This window comes from Secundilactobacillus paracollinoides DSM 15502 = JCM 11969, assembly GCF_001311135.1.
Classification (GTDB): domain Bacteria; phylum Bacillota; class Bacilli; order Lactobacillales; family Lactobacillaceae; genus Secundilactobacillus; species Secundilactobacillus paracollinoides.
In genome coordinates this window covers 1-1,817 of sequence record NZ_BBAG01000140.1, presented here as the reverse complement: position 1 = coordinate 1,817, position 1,817 = coordinate 1, and the positions used below count along the sequence as shown (strand labels likewise).

The 1,817-nt window shown below is 34.1% G+C and carries 2 protein-coding genes; both read right to left on the bottom strand.

All coding sequences use genetic code 11. From position 1 onward, the window contains the following. Window positions 1-228: 228 nt before the first annotated feature. Window positions 229-558 carry a DUF5388 domain-containing protein gene (locus JCM11969_RS16595; protein WP_054712994.1) on the bottom strand — a complete coding sequence of 110 codons (330 nt, stop codon included), beginning with the start codon at window positions 556-558 and terminating at the stop codon, window positions 229-231. Beyond that, a complete protein-coding gene (locus JCM11969_RS16590; RefSeq protein WP_015474642.1) occupies window positions 551-1,360 on the bottom strand; it encodes a ParA family protein in 810 nt (269 codons plus the stop codon). Before JCM11969_RS16590 ends, JCM11969_RS16595 begins: the two co-directional genes overlap by 8 nt. Between the last annotated feature and the right edge of the window lie 457 nt (window positions 1,361-1,817).

The following is a 1,817-nucleotide window of genomic DNA, read 5'->3' as shown; positions in this document are numbered from 1 at the left end:
ATGACAAATTTGTCCAAAAATTCGGATTAAATTTGCAATCTACCAACTTTCTATTTATTCAGATCTTTATGCCAATTGCATATCAAAAAGCACTACTCATTAATTTGGGTGGTGTTTTTTATTGTCTAATAAAATTTTGATTTTATAACGTGATATAAACACATTCTGCTTCATTTAAACGGACAATTATACGTCTAAAAGTTGAACATGTTGTCTGAGAGCACGTGATTATTTACTTTTTACGCGTACATCACGTTTTTCTAAAGAAGCAATTTGAAATTCTAATTCTTTACGTTCGTCTGAAGTCAAAGATTCAATATAAACAGATAAAGCTACTTCAATAGCTGCCTTTTGATTGTCACTATACCCTAATACAGCCATTGCTTGCAATTTGTTTCTAATGTGGTTGTTGATTTTTAGGTTTGTGTCAAAAGTAACCGAAGCAACTTGATTTTGTGGGGTTTTAATTCCTTTATTTGAATTTGAAAAATCCGAAATTTCAGCCTGCTTATCTGGCTTAATTGGGTTGCGGTTAGACCGAATCAATTTATTAGCCATTTTCAATTGCCTCCATTCTTTTTAGCATCTCGTCAGTTACGTCTTTGTATACTTTGAATACACGCCTATCAAACTGAGTATTGAAAGTAATACCAGTTATTCCATAACGCTTGATCCTCTGCATCGAGTGAATTTTATGTTTAAAAATGTTTTCAGTTCCAAACTGATTAATAGCATTTTGAATAGTTGCTTCATCTACAGGAGCTCCGGCTTGCAATAGAACAGCCAATATACCAACGATTTCCAAACGGGGAGCCTTGTAGGTATCAATAACTTGTTCCTGGATATACTCTATAAATGCTTGAGCTCCCTCAAAACTATGTTCATGAGTTTGCATAACAATTACACAATAATCGCTGGCATACAATGCTGAATCGGTGATTAACGAGATAGTAGGCGGCGTATCTATGATGACATAATCATATTTATCTTTAATAGGCTTGATAAGATTACTGAATTCTTTGACACGTTCATTATAGTCTTTGATTTTTTCCATATAGCGTGGGAAAAGAGCAAAGTCAGGTGCAGAAGCTAGGATATCGAAGTTTTCTTTTATATGTATTAAAGATTGAGTTAAATCGCCATCTTCAATACTAGCCATGAGAGATTTTTTAAAATGGCCAACTTTTCCATCAATATTAACTTTAGTATTCAAGAGTAGATTTGTGGCGTTTCCTTGGGGATCCAAATCAACTAGTAGTGTTTTGTAACCACGATTGCTAAGGTCTAGAGCTACTAATGTTGAATTACTAGTTTTTCCAACTCCGCCTTTAAAATTTCCAAATGTTATGGTTTGTGTCATGATAACGCCTCCTAACGATTATTGTTATATTAGCACTATATCGTTTTTGAATCAACACGATATAGTGCTATAGCGCGTTAGTTCTTTAGTTCTATAATGCTGTTGTTCTGTAGTGCTTATGTTCTACAGTGCTGTAGTTCTTTAGTTCTTTAGTTCCGTAGTGTTAGCACTACCGTATAGCTTTAAGCCCTATGTGCAAGCATTTACTAAAAGAAAAAACAGTGCCGTAGTTCTTTAGTTCCATAGTTCTATAGTTCTGTTGTTCTGTAGTGCTTATATTCTGTAGTGCTGTAGTTCTTTTGTTCTATAGCGCTTTAGTGCTGTAGTGCTAGTTTTTAAAACCGTTGACTTTTGTTGTGGTTGAGCTATAATTCTAAATGAAATCGATAAATAGAACATAAAAAACACCCACCAACAGCCATTGGTGAGCGCCACAAAATTCATTTAATTAATGATT